The following is a 21,124-nucleotide window of genomic DNA, read 5'->3' on the forward strand; positions in this document are numbered from 1 at the left end:
CGAAATGCCTACTAAATTACCAAACTCCGATACTTTCCACATCAACTTCCTCACAATAGCTAGCTATGAGTAAGTTTAGACAAGAGTTTGGCTACTTAGTCAAGCTCCTGGAGTTGTAGAGAAGTGCGATCGCTAGCCCTGTCCCAAAAATGAGAAAATTGGTTAATCTTGCTGCTGATTTCAAAGTGCTAATGGGGAACAGAAAAACATGAGATAACCTGTTAAAAACCTATTATGTTTACTTTGACATGAAAGTAGGGCAAAGTATGATTGCTTTTAGATATTTTGCATTCTTTGTACTACTATTAGCAGCACTTTTATCAGCAATTAAGCAAATGAGTCTTGCTTTAGATGACGGAAATCTTGAGCAATTCACTCTTTGGACAAGTGTTGCCTCTTTTCTTGCGGGTTTACCACTGATCTTGTGGTAAAAATCATAGCCAGGAGTAGGAAATAGGAAACAGATTGAACTAACAATTATGCTTCCCTTCCACACTACCCTTCTCCCCAATGGAGACGCTACGCGAACGGGAAGCCGCGCAAAGCCCGTATACACACTTCACACTTCACACTTCACACTTCACACTTCACACTTCTCCATCTCATATCGATACCATTGTTGAGCAACTCGTTCAGCGATTAATGGTCTAACAATAAATTTGGGTGGACAGCCATCACGAACATCAACTCGCACGCAAGAATAAGGTAAGCGAGTTTGAGAACCGTAACCATACCTACCAACATAAAGTAGGGAGTCTGCAACTTTGCGCGTTGGACTATTGGGAAGGTTTGTAAAAGTCTCCATTAATTCTCTTCCCTCACTGCGCTGACGGCGGGGACGGCGACCACTACCACCAGAGACAATGCAAGGAATATGAGAATCAGCATAGCCTGTATCTACGGTGCGGATATATTCTAAACAGTGCGCGTGACCGTTAAAGATTAAATCAACAATAGGACGGTCTTGTACTAAAGAACCGAGGCTTGCTTTAACTTGTTCTAATACCCAACGCAGGCGGTGACGTACTGCTAAAGTTTGGGCTTGACTCCATTTTGTGGCTTCGGTGACGTAGGGAGGATGGTGAAAAAACAGAATGCGTCCTCGAATTTCGGAAGTATGCCAAGATTCAATCAGCTTGTCGCGCAACCATTCTAGTTGTTCAATGTCAATGGTTGGCGGTTGGTGGGAGGCTAATTGTTTTTCGATGTCAATTTTGACTTCGTTAATTTGGTCTAATTTAGCACTGAGGTCATCGAGTTGTTCCGCATCTTCTGGGTTATCGGGATTGAGGCGATCGCTGATTGCCAAAATCTCTTCTTCTTCTCTATCTATTTCCTGGCGGCGTTTTTGCAGTTCTCGACGATAATTATCTCCGGCTTTTGTGGTCGGTAAAGGTGAGGGCGCATTAAAGGTGTTAGAATCAAGTGCAAAAAAATCTATACCACCATACTGAAATGTGTAATAACGATTGGGTATACGGGTAAACTCGCCTGGGATATAACGCAAACAGCGGCCCGCGTCAGTTTTTCCGGTATAGTGCTGGTCTAAATGATACTGCAACTCTTCTGGGGCATTAATGCTGGCAAGATAATCTAAAAAAGCTCGCGCATAAGCATCACCTTGGTTAGAACCATGCCAACCAATTTCAAAATCTTTGTAACGCAGCATTCGCCGCAATCGTAACGTACTACCAGTAATTAACCGATACATTAACGGCACATCATAATAATCATGATTGCCGAGAACTGGTAAAAACGGTAAATTAAAAGTCATGCGATCGTAAGCAATATTTTTTGGCTTTTCACCACCAAGCAAAAACTCACGATAAGGTTCAATAAAATTGGCTGGGTAATATTCATGCGAACCCACCACATAAATGACATCGCCAGTGTGCAACACAAAACGGCAATCATCTTTATGTTCCAGCATTAATTGGGCTACTTCGCGTTGCGGGTGATGTCCGTAATGAGATTTTGTCCCACTATCGCCGATAACCAAAAATGAAAAGTCGGGAGTTTCATTTTTACCATCATCTATAATCATGCTGGTTTGGTCGATGCCAGACTGCACAATATTGTTGTGTCTCCACCGTACCCTTTCTTTCATTTTTTGAATTTTGACAGGAATTGGTGGTTCAGAAATCAATCTCATAACTGCTTGATGGGAGATTCGTAACTTGCTTAAAATGCCTTCCTACCGCATCCCAATTGTAGCGATTTGTTTTGGTTAATAGAAAAAAATCAGGACTGCCAGATATCCCGCTTCTTTGAGGAAGTCGAGGAGCTAATGAATCACAAATGTTTTAGCACTGACAAATGAATTTCTACCTACTGAATAATGAATGATGAATTGGATGTTCAATCTCAACTTCTTTACTCCGTCTGATAATTTGCTTGCGGATTTCATCGGCAACTAAAATTAAGGTTGGACATATCAGTAACACTAACCATTGAATAGGATGTAAACTTACTAAAGTTAGAGTATGAACAAAGAGTTTCCGAATCTGTAGAGAAGTTACAATGCAACGTCTCTAATAATTATCTTATTTGAACTGTATTGGATGATAAAATCATAAATATTGGCAACTGGGCATTAGATGAAGAAATACCAACACCAAATTTTTATTCATAGTTCTATATCTGGTTCATACTACAGTTATTTTATATTTAAAAATGCAAATTTTCCCTTGACACCGTTGGGTTCCATCTTCAATTGAGCAACATAAAACTCTTTTTGAATTACATCACCCACAGGTGTAAAAGCAATTTCACCGAGAGGAGTTTGATAAGTTAATCCTAATATTTCTTTATTCAATTCTTGACGTAACTGGCGTAAAGCTAAATCATTAATTCGTCTTTTCTGATCTAAAGATTTCAGTGCTTCCACATATATCTGCAAAGCTGCAAAAGCTTGCGCGCTGACTTGGGGTGGTTCTCTGTTATATTGCTGAATATAAGCTTGACGAAATGCAGCATTAATTTCATTTTTATATTCAGGGCTATAAGCTTGAGCAATAATCACACCTTCACACAATGCTCTACATACTGAAAATATATGAGATGTATTAAAACCATTTCCCCCCACAATTAAACCTTTATAACCAAGTTCGCGCAGTTGTTTGACTAAATTACCACCATCAACCGCTAACCCAGATATAATCGCTAAATCTGGTTTTAAATTAATAGCACTACTGGCTTGAGTTTGAAAATCTGTATCTGTAGTTTGAAATTTTTGGACAGTAACTAAATCTAAACCTAAGTCTTTAACTGTTTTCTGAAAAATTTCGGTTTCTGACTTATTAAATGCATCATTTTGAGCATAGAATACCGCCACTCTTTTGAGTTGAGGATTTTGTTTTATTGCGGCTTTGACTGCATAAGGAGCGACGACAGCCACAGATGAAGATACACGCGCAACATAATCACCAATTTCTGGAATACCTTTAGCAGTATTAGACGCTCCAATTACTGGAACTTGATGACGTTCTGCGATGGGGTCAGCACTAAAAGCTTGTTGTGATAAAGTAGGGCCAATAATCCCCACAACGTTATTTTGATTAATTAAAGTTTGAAAGGCATTAATCGCTCCAACTTCATCACCACCAGTATCTTGAAAGATTAATTTAATTTGTTTGCCATTAATCCCTCCTTTGCTATTAAAATACTTTTCAGCAATTTTTACTCCATCAGTTCCCTCTTGGCCAAGTAATGCCACATTACTAGTTTGGGCAAAGGCAATACCAATAGGAATAGTATTAGTTGTACTTGTTGAGGTTGGGGTATTATTAGCAGATACTCCAAGGTTGTTACTTTTACCACAGGCTGTAAGTATTAAAGTGCAGACAAATAATAATTTTGTGCTACGAAAGATATCAACGCACAGCCTAATTGTGAGCGGATTTTTCATAGATTTTACTGGTGAAAAGATAATGTGAGAGTTAGCGTTAATTAGTTGGGGGAGCAAACTGAGCAAAAAATTCGGCTCCTGTCATATTATGTGTTTCATTAGCAAAGCAATAATAGGCTGGTTTTTCATCAATAAATATCTGATGCTCGAAAACAAAATCTTGCGGCTGTTCAAATAGCCCAACAGGGATGAAGTATTGCTGGTTTTCTTTCAGTCTATAAAATAAGTGAGTGCCACATTGATGACAAAAGCCACGTTCAGCCCATGCGGATGAATTAAAAGCAGTAATATTTTCTTCACCTGCAAATGTAACATCATTACCGCAATCTACTACTAATAAAGGGCCACCTCCCCATTTTCTACATATTTGACAATGACATCCGCCAATATTTTTATTCATTGTTTTGACAAATATATGCGTTTCTCCACAAAGGCAGCTACCTTTTCCTTCATATTGATTTGACATATTGCCTCGCAATTTTGATGAGATGAAATACGCTGAAAGCAACTTTTTTAATATTCACCTTTAAATTAGCGATAAATGAGAGTTTTGGTTACAATAATTAATAAATTCAGGTTAATGCAAAAGGAATCTAGTATCCAATGGGCGCACAAGATGTCCAACCCATAAGAGTTTGATGTAATTGCCAGATGCAAACTAGAAGTTTTTTAGCTTAGTAGACAGAGAAAGAGTTGGACTTTTCTTTCCTGTATGTGCTTACTCTGAAGAAAGGCGACGAAAATTAAACTCACTAGCACTGGGATGACAACTCACACAGCTATCAAGTTGCACTGGACGCGGTAATTTCACTTTGGGATGTAAAGCACTGAAGAATCGTGATTTGTTGAGGCGATAAGGCGTTTCTTCATCTTGAAGTTGAGTGCGAGAGAAAGTAGAAAGATATCTCCACACTAAAATGCGACCAGGATCAACTAGTGGTTGGACTTGAGTACCATAGTGTTGCGAGTCTTCTAGAAGATTTTTCCAGGTTTGGGTAGGTAGAACTTCTGGCGGAATGGCAATGTGACAAGTCCCACAATTTTCTCTGTAAATTTCTTGTCCTAGTTGATACTGCGACGGTACTACATCAACTGTCCCCACTTCGGAATTAGGTGTTGCGCTGTAGACGCTGGTTGCAGAAGCAAATAGCCAACCCATTACTAGACTCCAAGCCACAATGATGAGCATAAAACCAAATGGTTGGCGTTTGAGTCTGCGGGATTTGCGCTTAAACAGATTTAACATTCGTGCCATTCCCAAATACTTAGTTCCAGAGCTTGTAGCTAATCATAAGACTTAGGCAACCCTGGTGATGTTGCATATTTCCCCTAAGTATTTTAATTTTTCCGAGCGCCTGGGTTAGGGAATGTTATCTATAATTTGCGGCAGTACACTGAGTTATTGTATTGAGGCGATCGCACATCAATCACAATTTACTGATTTTTTGTGACTTGTTGTTGATTTAACCATACTTCTAAATCGGCAACAGTTAAAAAATCTAACAATGCTTCCCCCAGTGATTCTAACTGTTCAATAGACAACCCTTGAACTTGCTCAATTAAAGATGCATCTATTTGTCCCAACCGCCGATTCAATTGGCGTAGAATTAACTGTTGTTCTCCTTGTTGTAAACCTTGTTGTAAGCCTTGTTGCACACCTTGTTGTAAACCTTCTTGTCTAGCTTGTTCTCTATCTTGTTGATATAGTGGTGCTAACCTCATCACTAACTCCCGATCTTCTGGTTCTATATTCTGATTTATTTGCAGATTTTGTTGCAAATTATAAAGTAATTCTAGCGTTACTTTCACAAATGGATGAGTTGCTGGAAGTGCTGTTAATTCATCAATTGCTTGGCGTTGTACTCTTCCACGTCCCAATATTCTCAGCCACAGTGTTTCTGGCGTTGATGGTAACTGGTGTATTGCAACTATGGCTGTGCAGAAATGTTTTGGTAAAAAGTATACTCCCGTTATCCAGCCTAATTTTTGCTGTCCACCAAACCCGGAGATTATATTTTTTGATGCTGTAGGTGTGAGTATCCACAGTTGGGGAATTTCTGAGGCTGTTATTTTAATTTTATTGCGCTTGGCTTCTCGCTGCATTGCGCTTTTAACTTCTGATAATTTTGATATACAGTCGTTAATTTCTTCTATTGATGCTGGATTGCGGAATGGTTCAAATATAGCTGGGGTTGTCGCCATTTTCCCTAATAATCCTAATGTTTCTAAGTTGGCTGTTGGTGTGGGAATCGGCGAAAATAATACGTCTATTTCTTTTACTTCGGCGGCGACTCGGCTTGGTGCTTGAACTGTTCCAAATGGTTTTAGTAGTTCTTCTAAATAGTCTTTGGAGAATTGGTCATGGATGAATCGCGTCATTCAGTTGGCTTAGACAAGGAGAATTGATGATATTTTACCAAAGCGATCGCCCTGGGATATCTTTGGAGGAGTTTAATTCTTCTTTACTTATTAATTGCGCCCCTGACTAAAATTACTGTACTCTCTACACCAGAAGCGATCGCTTCGGGAATATTACCTTGAATTGCTTGTTGTAATAATCCTTCCCGGGTAGCACCTACCACGACAACATCAAAGCGTTGTGTTTTGACTAAGTTAATTACCCCCTCAGCCACCGAATCAGCTTGGACTGGCGTAGCGACAAATACTGTATTAGACAATGGACGACGGCGCATAAGTTGGTGAATAGCTTGTTCTAAAATTTTCAGGTCTGGCTTTAAATCTGATGGTTTAAATACCTGAGTCAAATGAATTTCTGGCTGATTTCCTAAACTCAACAATGCAGGTAACAATTTAATTGCAACTCTAGAATTAGGGCCACCAGCCATTGGTATTAGCCAACGGTTAAATTGAGGAGTGGGGGTAATTGTGGACAATTGACTATTGACTACTGACTCTGGAGTATTACCTAATTTCACTAGCACTACATCACAGCTGGCTTGACGAATAATAGTATCAACGATGTTGCCAAAAATGCGTCCAGGCGTTGAGGTGTTGCCTTTCCAGCCCATTAAAATGAGGTCTATATGGCGTTCTTGGATAGTTTCTAAGATTGCTTGGGCGGAATCATGGGCGACGCGAATTTGTGTATGTAGGGGAATGCGCCACTTTTTGGCCATAACTTCGGCTTGTCGCAATAAGCGCCGACTTTTGGCTGTTCTGACTGGGGTTTCGCATGGGGAACTGTGGCGCGAAATCAACATGATTTGGACGCACTCAATTTCGTAGTGACGATCGCGGGCAATCGCCGCCGCCATTTGTAGTAAAGTAGTAGCAGTTTCGGGGTTCGCTATTGGTACTAATAATCTGCCTCTGCCCACACTCGGCGATCGCGTTTGATAAACTACATAAGATGGTTCCGGTTGTGGCCCTGGGGTGGTATTTCGACCATTGAGATGATCTGCTTCAGCACGGATAATATCTGCACGGGTAATAATCCCAATTAATTTTCTGCCTTCCACCACTGGCAAACGACTGATTTGATAGCGGTCAAGTAAATACAACACGTTACTTAAATTGTGTATGGGTGTCACCGTCATGGGGGCGGAGGTCATGATTTCTTTTAATAAAGTATCTTTTGGTAGGTGACTATGAGAGATTTTTGTCAAATCTGATTGTGTAATAATGCCTACTAATTTGTTATTTTTCACTACAGGAAAACCGCGATGATGGGAATTAGAAAATGCTTGTTTAGTTTCTTCTAAAGTCATATCTGCATCTAAAGTTTCTACCTGCTGCTGCATAACATCTTTAGCAGTTAAGGTTGATAAAATTCCTTCCGAAGATACTGTTTTGCTAAGAGTAATACCTTTTAATTGCAAAAGTTTATCGTACAGTGATCCAGGCATGACCTTATCAGCAACTAGGTAAGCGACTACAGCCACAATCATCAAAGGTAAAACGAGATTGAAATCTGTAGTCATTTCAAACACAATGACAATAGCGGTGATGGGGACTTTAGAAACGGCACTAAAAAATCCCCCCATTCCAGCTAAAGCATAGGTAGGTAGAGAACCTACACCTAATAGATGGGATTCCCAAATCCCTACAAAATGTCCTAAGCAAGAACCTAAAATGAGACTAGGGGCAAATAATCCTCCCGGCGCACCAGAACCAAATGCTATTAACGTGAGAATAAACTGGGCAATAAAAGCGATCGCGGCAACTGAAGCACTAGATTCACTCGTAATAATATATTCTCTTAAACCAGTATTATTACGATAATATTCTGGTAGCATAGCAACTATCACACCAGAAATAAATCCGGCTAAAGCCACTTTTAGCGGCAAACTTATATGTAAATTTTGATAAGATTTGATACTAAAAACTATCCCGCGATTAAATAACGCACCTAATAACCCAGCCAAGATTCCTAATATGACAAAAAAGGGAATCTCCGGCAGAGAAAATTGACTAGCAGAATGGATCAATTGCAGATTTAAATGCAGACTGCGACCACCTAATAACCGCGATACGACTCCGCCAATAAATGAAGCAATAATCGCAGTGCCTAAAGTTATCCCTGATAAATCTTGCAGTAATTCTTCGACAATAAATATGACACCCGCCAAGGGAGCATTAAAGGCAGCTGCTAACCCAGCACCAGCACCAGCCGCAATCATTTGTCGCCGATGATCTGGCGAAGTCGGCACTAAACGACTCATCCCTGCAGCTAAACTTGCCCCTACTTGGACAGTCGGCCCTTGTCTACCTAAAGTTAGCCCTGAACCAATGACAATCATGGCACTAAGTAACTTCACTGCCGCCACTCGCCAAGACAATTTCATTGGTACATTAGCCAGAGTCGCCTTGACTTGCGGAATACCACTACCAGAAGCTTCTGGTGCTAATCGCTGTACTAACCAACCAGCCAAGTAGCCAAAAACTAAACCAACTACAGGCAAAGCTATCCAGGCAGGGAAAATATGGGAAGTATGAACACGCCACGCCCCCAACCATCCCGAACCAACTTTCAAAAATACCGCAGATAAAGCAGCTACAAGACCGATAATAGAAGCTTCAGCGATCGCTAAACCTTTCCTAGGCTGCCACCAATGGCGCAAGCTCTGATTCAGAACAGGAAGCGACATAAGATAAATTTCACAATTTATTTATAATTCCTGTTCCAGTTATACCTTGAAAAGAGGCGTTAGAGGTTAGGGGTTAGGGGCTAGTCCTATTTGTAAAACTTACAGCATTTTTGATATGGATGATACCGTTTCACTTTAAATTTGATACAAATGAGTCGCAGGGGGGCAGGGAGATGTAATTACGAATTAAGAATTACAAATTAGTATGAGTCCTATAATGATTGCCAATATCTCGACAAAATTTTTTGTCAATGCGTAAGTTTTATTTATGATGCTTTCTACTGAGCGAATAATTTACTGCATAAATCCAACATGCGATCGCCCGGCTAACTTTATAGGCGAACGAATTTGTGCTAATTGTCAAGCTCCCTTAATTTATCGTTACCTCTGGGCTACTGGTACTTTAGCTACTACTATTCCACCAGAAACAATAGTGGCAGAGCGATACGAGGTTATCACGCAGCAAATCTGGTTAGATACGCAACCAGGTCTACCACCAGCAGCCCCACAAAATTTACCACCAGAAGTCACACCCTACTTAAAACTATATCAACAGCATTTACATCTTCCCCAAGCCTATGGGTTTGTTTCTTCCCCCACAGAGGACGGCGATATTTTTTTACTAGAAAATGTCCCTGTAGATGAAACAGGTAATCTTTACCCAACCATAGCCAGTACTTGGGAACAAGCCACAGCCGTTAGACAAGTTTATTGGTTATGGCAAATTCTCCAACTTTGGCAACCTTTATCGGAATTAGCGGTTGCCCAAAGTTTACTCATTCCCGATAACTTACGTGTTCAAGGTTGGTGTGTGCGTTTATTAGAACTTCATCCCACCCCACCTGAGGAAAAAATCAGTTTGCGTGAATTAGGGCAATTTTGGCAACCTTGGATAGCCTCAGCCCAACCACAAGTAGCTCAAGGCTTGCAAAATATAATTGAGCAAATGTGTGATGATGCCGCAGATTTCGAGACCATTACTACCCAACTGAATACTTTTTTACTTTCCGCCGCCGCAGAATTACCCCTCAGCTTGAGAGTTGCCGGAAGTACCGATACAGGGACAGAACTTGCCCAAAATGAGGATACTTGTTACCCCAATACAAATGAACCCTACGACCCACTAATACCTCGGTTGTCAATGGTTTGCGATGGTATTGGTGGACACCAAGGTGGTGAAGTAGCAAGTCAAATGGCCGTACAATCGCTCAAATTGCAGACGCGTGCTTTATTAGCTGAAGTTGCCGAACAAACTGAACCTGTATTGCCAAACTTATTACGAGAACAACTAGAAGCCAGCTTACGAGTAGTTAATAACTTAATTTGCGCCCGCAATGATGAACAAAAACGCCAAGGAAGAGAAAGGATGGCAACTACCTTGGTAATGGCACTGCAACTACCGCAACGAGTTGTCACACTGTCTGGATGGCCTTCCCACAATGCCCATGAACTTTATTTAGTCAACATTGGTGATAGCCGGGCTTACTGGATAACACGCAACTACTGTCAGCTATTAACAGTAGATGATGATGTTGCATGGCGAGAAGTTCGCCATCTCAGGAGTTTGTATCGGCAAGCACTCCAAAGACCGGATGCTACCGCTTTAACGCAAGCCTTGGGAACAAAAGATGCTGATTCTTTGCGCGTCACAATCCAACGCTTGATTATTGATGAAGAGGGTTTACTATTACTATGTTCTGATGGTTTAAGTGACAATAATTGGGTAGAACACTCTTGGCAGGATTTTGCCACACCTTTGCTCACAGGGGAAATTTCCGTGGAAGAAGTGGTCGAAAATTTAATTAATCTAGCCAACCAAAAAAATGGTCACGATAACACCTCAGTTGTTCTCACTCTTTGCCAACTGTCTAAAGAATATTTGGTTCCAGTGATTTCTACCCCGCCGCCAGTCGAGATCATAGAAGTCGCAACACCAGAAATAGAAATCGAAGAACCAGCTTTCGCCCAAAGCAGTCAAGCTTTGCTAGATATCACTCTCACAGATGACCCAACCCCATCAACACACAGCCCATCACCAGTTCAAAAACCCAGCAAACAGCAGCGTCAACCATTAGTTTTCCTTGGGGGATTATTAGCGGTGTTAGTTGGAACTACAGGTTTGGGATGGTTTGCCTTATGGCAATTAAACCCCCAAGCATTACAACAGATATGTCAGAAATTACCGCAAACGTTACAATCTCTTTGTCCTCAACCTAAATAAGTAGTTATACACAGTTAAATTGTTGGTGTATTTCGACAACAGACAAATAGCTGTCAAATCATTTTTTTTTAGGTACTTAATACTAGTTAACTTTTAGGTAATTACAAAAAATAGATTGTCAATAAGTAATATATAGCTGAGATTCAAAGAATAAGTTTATTTTGCATCATTTATTGATTTTGATATCACCTAACTAAATAATCGTCACTATAAGACATCGCATATAGGAACAGGTTATCCATTTGATGTAGAATTGGAACTGTTGTTAAATAGCACAGCAAAATTGTGACGGGTTTTTTTAGCCCGTTAGCCTACTAGTCCTCAAAAATCGCTGATGAGACAAATCTAAGCTTAAGCAGTTGCATTTGAGGAGGTAAAAGCAGTGAGGCATTTGTCGCTGATTAACCATTATCAAAGCCTGCATGGGCAGGCTTTGTTTGTATTACAGTTGCAGATGCCTAAAACATAGCGTGTGTCTAGATTAAATATGAAAAATTAACTGTTATTGACAGTTGATTTTTCAGCAAGTAAGTTCGATGAGGGATGGCTGTGGAGATTGTTGTAGAACCGCAAAAGCTAGGTGTAAATGTTGTTATGAAAGTTGGCGATCGCGTCCGTGTTAATAAATCGGTTGTAGTTTATCATCATCCTGAACATCGCGGTCAAGCTTTTGACCTCAAAGGCTCAGAAGGCGACATTGTGGAATTGGTGACACAATGGCAAGGTAGACCTGTAAGTGCGAACTTGCCGATATTAGTGCAGTTTAGTAAAAAGTTTAAAGCCCATTTACGTGAAAATGAGTTAGAAATCATTTAACTTTTTTAGAAGCGGCGAAACCATCTCAAAATATTTAGTTCGCCGCGCATTTTTTGTAATTCTTGCCGGTGATGTGCTGCTGTTGTGTAATACCATTCACAATAACGTTGAAATTCTAGCCGCGCCTGCACTTCGTGATAAAATTCATGAGTTGTTTGATAAACACTAAAATTATCTTCAGTTTCAGGTTGCGGTGATGGAATAATATGCGGTAATTCTTGAGACATAATTAATCAAAAATTAGTTTTTATGATCTGAGGATTGCCAGCAAAATTCTGATGGCTATTTCTCATGATGACAACATCAATCAACGATTAAACTTATACAATACAAGGCTTTTCAGCCTGTAAGCTAGCAAATATTTGCGGACATATCATTTATTTAGCCAGAAAATTATACGTTTTATAGCCAACCTCGTAAACGATAAATAAAATTACCCAGATATTCTTTTAAGGCTAACGTAAATTGATGCAGATTGTTGGTATCAGGCAATAAATTCAGTAAAGCACCTTTAGGTGTACTAGAAAGTTCTTGCAATTCGCCTTTAGTTACCAAAAAGTCGGTAGGTGCAGGAATTACATCAATACCCAGACGCTGGAAAATTTTGAGCGATCGCGGCATATGCATCGCAGATGTAACTAATAATACTTGTTGAATGCCCCGGGTCTGCAAAATTTTCTTCACATTCACTGCATTCTGATAGGTATTCAGAGAATCTGGTTCTTCAATAATTGCCTCAGACGGTATTCCAAGCGAGGTCAAAATACTGGCCATATCCGCCGATTCTGATGCGCCGCTACCACGCCAATCAATGCGCCCACCACTGAGAATAATTTTAGGAGCTTTTTTTTGCCGATATAATTGTGCCGCATAAATGACGCGATCGCCTGTTTCGCTTAAATCTACACCAGGGCGAGGATAAAACGCTGATTTAGTCGCCCCACCTAAAACTACAATTGCTTCGGCATTAGGTATTGGCCCTGAAGGAATATTTTGCCATTCTAGGGAGCGTACCAGTAATTTAGCTGTCCAAGCATTACTGCAAACTAGTAATAAAAATAAGGATAAGGCGATCGCTGCCATTGCAATACGCGGTCTTTTACGCAGAGTCACCAATGCTACTACTAAACTGACACTAGCTAAACCCAAAGGGTAAAAAAATAGTGGTAGCAACTTGGAAAGATATAAAAACATATTCAGCTAGGACTATCAGTTAAAAGTTTGGGACTTACGCAAAAACTCTCCAATCCTCATTTCTCCATGAACTCTGTGCGTAAGTCCTCAAGTTAAAAAATGTAAGTCAAAAATTTTTAACGGGGGAGAGGGAACGAACAGACAAACTGTTTCCCTCTCCCGTTAGCGCAGCCTCTCGTAGAGAAGGGAGTTGACTTTTGACTTTTAACTTTTTGACTATCTTTGCCAAAATCGAAAATTAAAACCTCTCTCACGGCGAAAACGGCGATTAGTCCTTCTTTTTTGTTGTTTAGTAATTCTCGTACTAGGTCTTTCCTCACCTTCTGGTATAACTTCAACTGGTAGCTGAGTTCTCGTTTCTTCTTTGCTACCCCACCAAGCAATAATCCAGCCTGCACCAATAGCCCCCATACCACCTAGCAAGATACTCAACGGTGCAGAATATCCCAACCATACAAAGCCTAACAAGAAAAATAACCAGTATTTTAGTCCAGCATCAATACCATCATTAGAGGCAACACTTGGTGCTTGAGGACTATTTTTATTAACATTAGTTAGCCAGCCTAAAGTAAAACCAGCCAGAATTCCCAAAAAGATACTTAAAGATATTGGAGAACCCGCAATAATTAAAATGAATGTGAGAAATGAGCCAAATATTAGCTGAGAAATAAACTCAGAAGAGAAATTGAATAAGTTGTTATTGTTTGACATGATTTCACTGGTTAAAGGTTTAGGGTAACAAAGGTCAGGACTTACGCACAAAGGTTAGTTGTGGAGATTTGGTGTCAATGTTCTTCACACCTACGCCCCTCCACCCCTAAACCCCTACACCCTTTCCTTCACACCCTTTTCTCACTCAAAGATTGTAATTGTGTCTCTGGCGGTTGAGTGGTATCCCACGTAATAACATAGGGTTTTTCCGACTCAGCAAAAGATTCAGCGTGCTTGAGTTGAGATGCTAATAAATCTACAGTAGCGTCAGCAATATCACCAGTACGCTTCACAAGCCGTTGTTGAATTACTTCTATCGGTGCAGTGCAATGGATAATCTGCACAGGAAGTTGGTAATTTTGGGCTTGGGAAATTGCCGCTTGTCGCAGTTTTTCTTGGTCATACTTAGCATCTAATATCACGGTAAAGCCTTGATTAGCTAGTATAGTTCCCAAGTTTAATAACCGTGCATAAGTTTTTTGCGTCATTTCCGGCGTATACAAATCATCACCACCACGTTCTGATAGTAGGATACCGCCTAAATGTTTCCGCACTGCATCTGAACGGATATGAATTGCATTAAATTGGCGGGCTAAATATTTAGCAGTCGTACTCTTCCCGGAACCTGACAACCCCGACATTAAAATTAGTCGGCCTTGTTTGGGTTGCGTATATTGCCAAGCCAGTTGGTAATATTTGGCTGCGGTTTTGGCAGCTTCTTCTTTCACATCTGCTGGTACACCAGGATCATCTAGCAAAAATGAAGTTACCTTGGCTCTTACATAAGACTGCCGATTTAAATATATGGGCAGTACTTCTAAGCCTTCCCAGTCACCAGTCTGTTCTAGATAAGTATTTAAATAAGCATTACTTAAGTCTGGACGCTCTTGTGCTTCCAAATCCATTACCGCATAAGCAATATCGAACATGACATCGACAAAGCGAAATGGCTCGTTAAATTCTATGCAATCAAATAACAAAATTTTCTCTTGCCACCGACAAATATTGCGTAGGTGTAAATCTCCGTGACATTCTCGAATATAGTTGTTTTCAATTCTTTTTTGAAATAACTCTGCTTTTTCCGCAAAGAATTTGTCTGTATAGGCTTTAGTTTCATCAAATTGCTGCTGTGTTTGCGGGCCACCAATATATTTTTCAGTTTGCTCGTAGTTTTCATCAAACGCAGCACGCACTTGCGGTACTTCACCAAAACTACGAATGTAATCATTAGTTTCAGTTTTTGTATGGTACTGAGCTACAACCTTACCCAGTTCTTCCAAATGAACCTCATTTAACTTGCCTTGGGCAAACAAGTTGCTCAATAATGTGTCTTGGGGAAACTCACGCATTTTGACTACATACTCGGCAGGCTCAACCGTTCCCCCTAAATGATATTGTTCTCCTTCTAGCGTCACTGGCAGAACTTCTAAATACAGTTCTGCTGCACCTCGTCGGTTGAGTCTTAACTCTTCTTGGCAAAAATGCTGGCGTTTTTCTAAAGTAGAAAAATCCAAAAAGCCAAAATTCACTGGTTTTTTTAACTTATAGGCGTAATCTCCTGTAAGCAGCACATAAGAAATGTGAGTTTGACTTAATTTAATTGGTTCTGTTACAGCGTGAGGGTAAAATCCTGGCTGTAACATCTGCTGAATTAAAGCTGGAAGAGTGACTTCTGTCATGTTTTTTATTTAGAGACTAAAGACTAGGAGTTAGGGGCTAGGAAAGAAGGATGTTTTTATGTTTAGAGACTAGCAATTAGGTGCTAGGGAATAGAACAAAGGAAAAAGATATTTTTATGTTTGTGAAAAATACTAGCCTCTCGCCTCTAGTCCTTAGCCCCTTTTTCATCTTTAGTAGCTTACCAAAAAACCAGGGTTTTACCCCTGGCATGATCAGCAATTATTCCAAAATTCCAGTATTAATCAACACAGACGATTAGTCTGTTCTAGCCTTTGGCAGTGGCATAGAAACTGAGGTGGTAAGGTGTACCTTTTGCTGGATGAACTTGAACTTCCTTGAGGACAGTTTTACCAGTCCATTGCAAATCAGGAATGTTGAGTTCTATTTCTGTTTGATTAACAGCAGCCTTTTTTAGTAGGCGTTCAACGACTTTGGCATCAACTACCAAAGAAATAGATTCGGCTCCATTGTGGCCATACAAATTAGCGGGGATTAAACCAGAACGACGCAAAGCATTGGGCTTACTGCCTTCTGGTCGCTTGTGAGATTCAACTGTCACAGTCATGTTGATTGTCCTTTGTCATTTGTTTTTGGTCATTGGTCATTTACTAATCACCAATGACTAATTATTAAGCACTCAGCAAGGAGGCAGGTGTGCCGTCTGCGTGCAGTAATGCACGTTTGGGGCCGTGAATGGGGTCTTCTACAATTATGGTTTGATCGCGGCTGGCTCCTAAGGAAACGATCGCAATCGGGACTTCCATCAATTCTGCTAAGAATTTTAGGTAGTCTAGTGCTTGCTGTGGCAAGTCTTCTAGGGTGCGGCAGTCGCTTGTTGACTTCTGCCATCCTGGTAAGGTTTTGTAGATGGGGCGACAACGGGCAAACTGACGAGCGCTAGTGGGAAAGTGTTCGCAACGTTCGCCATCTATTTCGTAGGCGACACAAACTTGAATTTCTGCTAATTCATCCAGAACGTCGAGTTTGGTAATCGCCATACAGTCCATACCATTAATCCGGACAGCATAACGACCGATGACCGCATCAAACCAACCGCAACGCCGTTTTCGTCCGGTGGTTGTGCCAAATTCCGCACCGCGATCGCACAAATGTTCGCCTAGTTCCCCGTCTAACTCTGTGGGAAAAGGCCCTTCGCCCACACGGGTTGTGTAGGCTTTTGACACCCCAATTACCCGATCTATCATTGTCGGCCCTAATCCTGTACCTACGCAAGCTCCACCCGCAACAGGGTTAGACGAGGTAACATAAGGATAAGTCCCATGATCTAAATCCAGAAGTGTACCTTGCGCTCCTTCAAATAAGATGTTGCGCCGCTTTTGAATTGAATCGTATATTTTTAACGATGTATCAACAACATAAGGACGCAGGCGCTCGGCATACCCCAAATACTGCTCTATTACTTCTTTGGGGTCTAGGGGTGGCAAGTTGTAAAGTTTTTCTAAAATGACGTTTTTATAATTGATTGTCCACTCTAACTGGTCGCGCAGACCGTTTGAGTCCATCAAATCTAATACCCTGATGCCTGTGCGCTCTGATTTATCAGCATAAGTCGGGCCAATTCCTCGCCCAGTTGTGCCGATTTTATGGTTTCCCCGCCGTTCTTCTGATGCCTTATCAATCAATCGATGGTATGGCATCGTGACATGTGCTGTCTCAGAAATCAACAGTTTGGCAGTGGAAATATTGAGTTCTTCTAGTTGGTCGAGTTCTGCTATCAAAACCTGTGGATCAATGACTGTCCCACAGCCGATGATGCACTCGGTATCTGGATACAAAATACCAGAGGGAATCAGGTGAAGTTTAAAAGTTTGACCCTGGACTACGATTGTATGTCCAGCATTCACCCCCCCTTGATAACGTACCACTACATCTGCGGAGCGGCTGAGTAAGTCAGTTATTTTACCTTTCCCTTCGTCGCCCCACTGGGCACCTATGACAATGACGTTAGCCAAGCGTTTATATTAAGAGGTAAAGTTTCCACAAACTATTATTTTATACATATATTGAAAAATATGTCAATAAAATATTAAAAAATGAAGAATTCTGGTTGCGCAAGCGATCGCGTCATCTCCAGATATTCATCAATATTATTGATAGCTAAGAAAATTAAAGCCAGATAATTGCGATCGCTATTAATATAGTCTGCGATCGCACTCTTTCCCTTCACAAAAGAGACAACTGCTCATTTGGTGGCATAAAATTCATGTGCTTATATGCAGCTTTAGTCGCAATCCGACCTCGTGGTGTGCGGCTTAAATAACCAATCTGCATCAGATAAGGTTCATAAACTTCTTCAATAGTTTGCGGATCTTCACCTGTGGCGGCGGCGATAGTTTCTAAACCCACCGGGCCACCATTAAACTGCTCAATAATCACACTGAGCATTTTCCGGTCTGTCCAATCTAAGCCGCACGGGTCTACTTGGAATAGTTCTAGGGCTTCGGCGGCAACACTCTCGGTAACTTCTGGCTGTTTTTTCACTTCCGCAAAATCACGTACTCGCTTGAGTAATCTATTCGCAATCCGTGGTGTACCTCGGGAACGACGGGCAATTTCTGTTGCTCCATCGGGTGTAACGTTAGTTTGTAGTAGCTGAGAACTGCGGAGAACGATTTGACTCAGTTCCTCTACTTCATAAAAGCGTAACTTCTGCACCAAGCCAAAGCGATCGCGTAATGGTGAAGTTAAAGCACCCACACGGGTTGTTGCTCCCACCAAGGTAAATTTCGCCAAAGGCAAACTTCTAATCCGGGCGCTCGTACCCTTGCCAATGGTAATATCTAAGCGATAATCCTCCATAGCTGGATAGAGAATTTCCTCAGTCATCCGCGAAAGACGGTGAATTTCGTCGATGAAGATGATATCTCCGGGTTTTAAGTTAACTAATAACCCAACAATATCTCTAGGGCGTTCTAACGCTGGCGCACTCGTAATTTTATAGTTGACACCCATTTCTGATGCTAAAATCATTGCCATTGTCGTTTTCCCCAAACCTGGTGGGCCGTATAACAACAAGTGATCTAGCACTTCCCCCCGTGATTTTGCGGCTTTGATGGCAATTTCTAGCACATCCTTTAAGTCTTTCTGCCCAATATAATCGGCAAATCGCTGCGGTCTGATACTCTCTTCTTGCTTACCTTGCTCGTCAAACGCCGCTTCGGGTTGCAAAATTTTTTCTTGGTCAGATGCTTTGACTGATTCTTGTTGCTCCTTGGGTTTTTTATTGGGTTCTGGAGGCTGTTTTTTTGAGGAGATTATCGCCATAATTCAGCTATTAATGTGACTTGAGGAATGATTGAGTGCCATCAATATCGCAATCCTTGAGAATAAACCTCGAGATGCGAAAATTTGCGTTTGAGAATACACGTACCAATTTAAAATTTAAATTCCGGGCAATGAAGGAAGGAGTTGAGAATTTATTATGTTGTCTAAAAGAATCTTACCTTGCTTGGATGTGAAGGCGGGACGGGTTGTAAAAGGAGTTAACTTTGTTGATCTCAAAGATGCCGGTGATCCTGTGGAGTTGGCAAAGGTTTACAACGATGCTGGGGCAGATGAGTTAGTATTTCTGGATATTACAGCCACTCATGAAGACCGAGGCATAATTCTGGATGTTGTTTACCGGACTGCTGAACAGGTCTTTATTCCACTCACTGTAGGCGGTGGCATTCAAACCTTAGAAAATGTTAAAGCTTTGTTACGAGCTGGAGCAGACAAGGTTAGTATTAACTCTGCGGCAGTACGCGACCCAGACTTGATCAATCGGGCAAGCGATCGCTTTGGTAATCAGTGCATAGTAGTTGCCATTGATGCCAGACGCAGAGTAGACCCCCAAAATCCCGGCTGGGATGTGTATGTGCGTGGCGGCAGGGAAAACACGGGTTTAGATGCCCTCAAATGGGCTGTCGAAGTTGAGCAACGTGGTGCAGGAGAACTTTTAGTTACAAGTATGGACGCAGATGGAACTCAAGCCGGCTACGACTTAGAGTTAACCAAAGCGATCGCTCAATTAGTCCAAATTCCAGTTATTGCCTCCGGTGGAGCAGGCAATTGTGAACATATCTATCAAGCTGTAACTGAAGGCAAAGCCGAAGCTGCATTATTAGCTTCGTTACTGCACTATGGGCAATTAAGCGTTTCAGAAATTAAACATTATTTGCGCGATCGCTCCATACCAGTACGTTTGTACTCTTAACGCCAAAGATAACATTAAAATCCCACTACCTGCCACCGAAATTAACTACACTTCTGAAAATCGATGTTAATATTAGTTTATAAGTATTAATAAATATTAAGAAATATGTTGATTCCTATTTTATTATTTGATGTAGCACTGGTGGCATGGTCACTGCATTTAATGGAAAAAGCCTATGAAAATAAAGAATTCTCACTCATGCTGGCTGGCACATTGGTAGCTCTTGCTGCTGCTGCCATGTTAGTAGTTTACTTTCTTATGGGTCACTGTATGACCTACTTGTTACAAGTCTCGTAGAAATTACGATGTATTAGATTAGGTTTTGACAACCATTTAATATAGATAATTCATCCGACTTGACAAACGATAAATTATTTAGCCATAATATAAAATGGCTTTATGGGGTTATAGCTCAGTTGGTAGAGCGCTGCAATGGCATTGCAGAGGTCAGCGGTTCGAACCCGCTTAGCTCCATTTGTACATTAAATAATTATTGTCAGTTTTAAATGTCACTGGAGGCATAATATCTCCGTGACGGAAAGCTTATGCTTCCAATTTTTTGGATTTGACAAAAACATTGTACAGTATAATTCTTTGGTAAGGTAATCCAGAAGCGCGGCTACTGGCTTGTCCACCTAACCAATGATAGGTGGTGGATTTTGAGATAGAGCAGATTTTGGCAAGTTCTTCATAACCTAATCCCCAACGGTAGCTAAAGTCTTGGGGGGATATGAACATTTGATTGTGGAGTTCTAGTAACTACTGATGTTGAGCTTCAGGCATGATTGCCTCTGAGCCGTTCCCAGGATGGCTGGTCTAAGGGTTCGATATCTTCCTCAAAGGCAAAGTCGCAGGAGCAGATTTCACGGGAGGGACTGCGCTTATCTAAAAGAACTAAGTAGTGTAAGCCAGTGGCGATACAACTGGCTTGGTGGGTGTAGATAACGCCAATAATACGACCAAAGTCGCCGTTAGGGACTTAAAACCAGCGCACCCATTCACCAAGGCTGAATTTCTGTTGGGGTAAGTGTTGAGGGATTCAGAAATTTGAAAGTGAGCAGCTATTTTTTCCACGTACCAACCATGTGCGCTTAACCTAATTATTTCTGCTCGGTCTTTGACTTTCTGTGGTACGTCCGCTTTTCTCAAATTTCAAAGGTTTTGGTCTTGTTTACTAGTCAGGAATACTGTTAAACGAGTGCCCATATACAAGTTCCCTTGGTAGTTGCATTCCCCGTATTTACTTATCTTTACATAGTTGGGTTTTTTCG

The 21,124-nt window shown here is 41.1% G+C and carries 20 protein-coding genes, 1 tRNA gene and 1 pseudogene; 6 read left to right on the forward strand and 16 right to left on the reverse strand.

Annotated elements, in window-relative coordinates; translation table 11 throughout:
* Positions 1–248: 248 nt before the first annotated feature.
* The gene (locus H6G69_RS23310) at positions 249–431 is read left to right on the forward strand and encodes a hypothetical protein (RefSeq protein WP_190691511.1); all 183 of its coding nucleotides are present in this window, start codon (positions 249–251) and stop codon (positions 429–431) included.
* A 149-nt stretch (positions 432–580) separates the two neighbouring features.
* On the opposite strand, the gene H6G69_RS23315 is transcribed toward H6G69_RS23310, so the two are convergent.
* The 6 genes from H6G69_RS23315 to H6G69_RS23340 all read right to left on the reverse strand — a co-directional run bounded on the left by H6G69_RS23315 (position 581) and on the right by H6G69_RS23340 (position 9,015).
* Entirely contained in the window at positions 581–2,152 is a 1,572-nt protein-coding gene (locus H6G69_RS23315) for a metallophosphoesterase (RefSeq protein WP_190691512.1), read from the reverse strand.
* 504 nt (positions 2,153–2,656) lie between these two features.
* Positions 2,657–3,907 (reverse strand): ABC transporter substrate-binding protein, encoded by a 1,251-nt coding sequence (locus tag H6G69_RS23320; RefSeq protein WP_190691513.1) that lies wholly within the window; start codon positions 3,905–3,907, stop codon positions 2,657–2,659.
* Between the two features lie 37 nt (positions 3,908–3,944).
* A complete protein-coding gene (locus H6G69_RS23325; RefSeq protein ID WP_190691514.1) occupies positions 3,945–4,373 on the reverse strand; it encodes a GFA family protein in 429 nt (142 codons plus the stop codon).
* A 252-nt stretch (positions 4,374–4,625) separates the two neighbouring features.
* Positions 4,626–5,153, reverse strand: coding sequence for a cytochrome C (locus tag H6G69_RS23330; RefSeq protein WP_190691515.1), 528 nt, complete (start codon positions 5,151–5,153; stop codon positions 4,626–4,628).
* Between the two features lie 188 nt (positions 5,154–5,341).
* Entirely contained in the window at positions 5,342–6,286 is a 945-nt protein-coding gene (locus H6G69_RS23335; RefSeq protein ID WP_190691516.1) for a DUF4351 domain-containing protein, read from the reverse strand.
* An 83-nt stretch (positions 6,287–6,369) separates the two neighbouring features.
* Positions 6,370–9,015, reverse strand: a complete 2,646-nt coding sequence (locus H6G69_RS23340; protein WP_190691517.1) for a chloride channel protein — start codon at positions 9,013–9,015, stop codon at positions 6,370–6,372.
* A gap of 271 nt (positions 9,016–9,286) precedes the next feature.
* Here H6G69_RS23340 and H6G69_RS23345 point away from each other — a divergent pair, with 271 nt between their 5' ends.
* Positions 9,287–11,236, forward strand: a complete 1,950-nt coding sequence (locus tag H6G69_RS23345; RefSeq protein ID WP_190691574.1) for a protein phosphatase 2C domain-containing protein — start codon at positions 9,287–9,289, stop codon at positions 11,234–11,236.
* Between the two features lie 543 nt (positions 11,237–11,779).
* Entirely contained in the window at positions 11,780–12,052 is a 273-nt protein-coding gene (locus H6G69_RS23350; protein ID WP_190691518.1) for a ferredoxin-thioredoxin reductase variable chain, read from the forward strand.
* A gap of 5 nt (positions 12,053–12,057) precedes the next feature.
* Here the strand turns inward: H6G69_RS23350 and H6G69_RS23355 are convergent, their stop codons facing one another.
* The 8 genes from H6G69_RS23355 to ruvB form a co-directional block, all read right to left on the reverse strand.
* Positions 12,058–12,279, reverse strand: coding sequence for a hypothetical protein (locus H6G69_RS23355; RefSeq protein WP_190691519.1), 222 nt, complete (start codon positions 12,277–12,279; stop codon positions 12,058–12,060).
* Between the two features lie 175 nt (positions 12,280–12,454).
* A complete protein-coding gene (locus tag H6G69_RS23360) occupies positions 12,455–13,246 on the reverse strand; it encodes a YdcF family protein (protein WP_190691520.1) in 792 nt (263 codons plus the stop codon).
* Positions 13,247–13,462: 216 nt separating this feature from the next.
* Positions 13,463–13,957 (reverse strand): hypothetical protein, encoded by a 495-nt coding sequence (locus H6G69_RS23365; protein ID WP_190691521.1) that lies wholly within the window; start codon positions 13,955–13,957, stop codon positions 13,463–13,465.
* Between the two features lie 128 nt (positions 13,958–14,085).
* Positions 14,086–15,636, reverse strand: coding sequence for an AAA family ATPase (locus H6G69_RS23370; RefSeq protein ID WP_190691522.1), 1,551 nt, complete (start codon positions 15,634–15,636; stop codon positions 14,086–14,088).
* Positions 15,637–15,902: 266 nt separating this feature from the next.
* Positions 15,903–16,202 (reverse strand): 50S ribosomal protein L25, encoded by a 300-nt coding sequence (rplY, locus tag H6G69_RS23375; RefSeq protein WP_190691523.1) that lies wholly within the window; start codon positions 16,200–16,202, stop codon positions 15,903–15,905.
* 64 nt (positions 16,203–16,266) lie between these two features.
* Positions 16,267–17,610, reverse strand: coding sequence for an adenylosuccinate synthase (locus H6G69_RS23380; RefSeq protein ID WP_190691524.1), 1,344 nt, complete (start codon positions 17,608–17,610; stop codon positions 16,267–16,269).
* A gap of 74 nt (positions 17,611–17,684) precedes the next feature.
* On the reverse strand, positions 17,685–17,825 hold the full coding sequence (locus H6G69_RS23385) for a hypothetical protein (RefSeq protein WP_190691525.1): 141 nt from the start codon (positions 17,823–17,825) through the stop codon (positions 17,685–17,687).
* Positions 17,822–18,922, reverse strand: a complete 1,101-nt coding sequence (ruvB, locus tag H6G69_RS23390; RefSeq protein WP_190691526.1) for a Holliday junction branch migration DNA helicase RuvB — start codon at positions 18,920–18,922, stop codon at positions 17,822–17,824. The genes H6G69_RS23385 and ruvB overlap by 4 nt, the downstream gene beginning before the upstream one ends.
* A 157-nt stretch (positions 18,923–19,079) precedes the next feature.
* Between ruvB and hisF the strand changes: the two genes are divergently transcribed.
* From hisF to H6G69_RS23405, 3 genes are all read left to right on the forward strand, one after another.
* Positions 19,080–19,853: an imidazole glycerol phosphate synthase subunit HisF gene (gene hisF, locus H6G69_RS23395; protein ID WP_190589180.1), complete on the forward strand. Its 774-nt coding sequence runs from the start codon at positions 19,080–19,082 to the stop codon at positions 19,851–19,853.
* 105 nt (positions 19,854–19,958) lie between these two features.
* Entirely contained in the window at positions 19,959–20,150 is a 192-nt protein-coding gene (locus tag H6G69_RS23400; protein WP_015113328.1) for a hypothetical protein, read from the forward strand.
* A 104-nt stretch (positions 20,151–20,254) separates the two neighbouring features.
* A tRNA-Ala gene (locus tag H6G69_RS23405) sits at positions 20,255–20,327 on the forward strand.
* Positions 20,328–20,396: 69 nt separating this feature from the next.
* Here H6G69_RS23405 and H6G69_RS23410 read toward each other — a convergent pair.
* Together H6G69_RS23410 and H6G69_RS34050 are read right to left on the reverse strand one after the other, a co-directional pair.
* Positions 20,397–20,591: a hypothetical protein gene (locus H6G69_RS23410; RefSeq protein ID WP_199336251.1), complete on the reverse strand. Its 195-nt coding sequence runs from the start codon at positions 20,589–20,591 to the stop codon at positions 20,397–20,399.
* Between the two features lie 309 nt (positions 20,592–20,900).
* Positions 20,901–21,059: pseudogene (locus H6G69_RS34050) on the reverse strand (IS630 family transposase); the annotation flags it as partial.
* Between the last annotated feature and the right edge of the window lie 65 nt (positions 21,060–21,124).

It is taken from the genome of Nostoc sp. FACHB-110 (assembly GCF_014697425.1).
In the GTDB taxonomy this organism is placed as follows: domain Bacteria; phylum Cyanobacteriota; class Cyanobacteriia; order Cyanobacteriales; family Nostocaceae; genus Nostoc_B.

Excerpts from the sequence above, each read along its gene's own strand:
- H6G69_RS23310 (WP_190691511.1), top strand. The coding sequence starts at position 249 with ATGAAAGTAGGGCAAAGTATGATTGCTTTTAGATATTTTGCATTCTTT.
- H6G69_RS23315 (WP_190691512.1), bottom strand. The coding sequence starts at position 2,152 with ATGAGATTGATTTCTGAACCACCAATTCCTGTCAAAATTCAAAAAATG.
- H6G69_RS23320 (WP_190691513.1), bottom strand. The coding sequence starts at position 3,907 with ATGAAAAATCCGCTCACAATTAGGCTGTGCGTTGATATCTTTCGTAGC.
- H6G69_RS23325 (WP_190691514.1), bottom strand. The coding sequence starts at position 4,373 with ATGTCAAATCAATATGAAGGAAAAGGTAGCTGCCTTTGTGGAGAAACG.
- H6G69_RS23330 (WP_190691515.1), bottom strand. The coding sequence starts at position 5,153 with ATGTTAAATCTGTTTAAGCGCAAATCCCGCAGACTCAAACGCCAACCA.
- H6G69_RS23335 (WP_190691516.1), bottom strand. The coding sequence starts at position 6,286 with ATGACGCGATTCATCCATGACCAATTCTCCAAAGACTATTTAGAAGAA.
- H6G69_RS23340 (WP_190691517.1), bottom strand. The coding sequence starts at position 9,015 with ATGTCGCTTCCTGTTCTGAATCAGAGCTTGCGCCATTGGTGGCAGCCT.
- H6G69_RS23345 (WP_190691574.1), top strand. The coding sequence starts at position 9,287 with ATGCTTTCTACTGAGCGAATAATTTACTGCATAAATCCAACATGCGAT.
- H6G69_RS23350 (WP_190691518.1), top strand. The coding sequence starts at position 11,780 with ATGGCTGTGGAGATTGTTGTAGAACCGCAAAAGCTAGGTGTAAATGTT.
- H6G69_RS23355 (WP_190691519.1), bottom strand. The coding sequence starts at position 12,279 with ATGTCTCAAGAATTACCGCATATTATTCCATCACCGCAACCTGAAACT.
- H6G69_RS23360 (WP_190691520.1), bottom strand. The coding sequence starts at position 13,246 with ATGTTTTTATATCTTTCCAAGTTGCTACCACTATTTTTTTACCCTTTG.
- H6G69_RS23365 (WP_190691521.1), bottom strand. The coding sequence starts at position 13,957 with ATGTCAAACAATAACAACTTATTCAATTTCTCTTCTGAGTTTATTTCT.
- H6G69_RS23370 (WP_190691522.1), bottom strand. The coding sequence starts at position 15,636 with ATGACAGAAGTCACTCTTCCAGCTTTAATTCAGCAGATGTTACAGCCA.
- rplY (WP_190691523.1), bottom strand. The coding sequence starts at position 16,202 with ATGACTGTGACAGTTGAATCTCACAAGCGACCAGAAGGCAGTAAGCCC.
- ruvB (WP_190691526.1), bottom strand. The coding sequence starts at position 18,922 with ATGGCGATAATCTCCTCAAAAAAACAGCCTCCAGAACCCAATAAAAAA.
- hisF (WP_190589180.1), top strand. The coding sequence starts at position 19,080 with ATGTTGTCTAAAAGAATCTTACCTTGCTTGGATGTGAAGGCGGGACGG.
- H6G69_RS23400 (WP_015113328.1), top strand. The coding sequence starts at position 19,959 with ATGTTGATTCCTATTTTATTATTTGATGTAGCACTGGTGGCATGGTCA.
- H6G69_RS23410 (WP_199336251.1), bottom strand. The coding sequence starts at position 20,591 with ATGTTCATATCCCCCCAAGACTTTAGCTACCGTTGGGGATTAGGTTAT.